The sequence below is a fragment of the Staphylococcus sp. MSU001 genome, from assembly GCF_052976705.1.
On the sequence record NZ_JBRIKK010000042.1, the window covers coordinates 1 to 1,354 of the forward strand.

The 1,354-nt window shown below is 28.7% G+C and carries 1 pseudogene; it reads left to right on the top strand.

From position 1 onward, the window contains the following. Positions 1-1,354, top strand: a pseudogene (locus tag ACVBFA_RS11610) (IS1182 family transposase); the annotation flags it as partial.

The window sequence follows — 1,354 nt, forward strand, 5'->3', positions numbered from 1 at the left end:
ATCCCTCAAGAGTCTCGCCAAAATACTTTGTGTTTATATGCCTACACCCAATCTGTGTTTTCAGGACGTAAGATAGAAAAATTACTCAATGATAGTATCCGAATGATGTGGCTATCACAAAATCAAAAGCCTTCTTATAAAACGATTAATCGATTCAGAGTAAATCCCAAAGTAGACGCTTTATTAGAATCATTATTTATTCAATTTCATAGTCAGTGTTTGAAACAAAATATTATAGATGATTAGGCCATTTTTATTGATGGTACGAAAGTTGAGGTAAATACCAATCGATATACATTCGTATGGAAAAAAGTATTCACAACCATGAGTCAAGGATGAATGAAAACTCTAAAGTACTCTATCATGAATTGGTGATAAATAAAATCATACCTGAGATTAAAAAAGATCACGATAATGACTTAACAAAAGAAGAAATAGATTTGATTGGTAGTCATTTAGATAAAGAAATCGAAGATTTAAACCAACATATCGATAATGAAAAATGTACTAAAATAAGAAAACAAATACGGCTCAAAAGAACTAAAATTAAAAAATACAAAAAGCAAATTAATGATTACTCTAAGCGAAAGCATAAATACGAAGTCCAAAAATCTATTTTAAAGGATAGAAATAGTTATTCTAAAACAGACCACGATGCCACATTTATGAGAATGAAAGAAGATTATATGAAAAATGGACAACTTGAGCCAGGGTATAATTTACAAATAGCGACAAATTCTCAATTCGTTTTATTTTATGATGTGTATCAAAATCCGACTGATACAAGAACACTAATACCTTTTTTAAATTCAAATCAAGAGACTTACGGTCATTTACCTGAATATATTGTAGCTGACGCAGGTTATGGTAGCGAAGCCAATTATATGGCAATTATAGATAATTTTAATCGAACGCCACTCATAACTTTTGGAATGTTTAAAAAAGATAAAACTAAAAAATATAAAAGTGACATCTTCAATACTCGTAATTGGGATTATTACGAAATTAACGATGAATTCATTTGTCTGAACAATCAAAGACTAGGATTTAAAAGATATGCCTATCGTCATGATAAATATAGTTTTAAACGAAACTTTAAATTATATGAATGTGATGATTGTTCAGAATGTCCTCTGAAACAACAATGTATGAACTTTAAATCAAAAACAAATAAAAAAATAATGAAAAATTATAATAGAGAACTAGGATTTGTGCTAATGGTACTTAATATAAGAGAAGTAACAGCTCAACGAGCTGAAAATAATCAAAAAAATTATAACAAAGACAATTTCTATATTATTTCAATAGAAATTGTCTTTGTTTACTTATCCTGGGACTTTATGTCCCACACTCC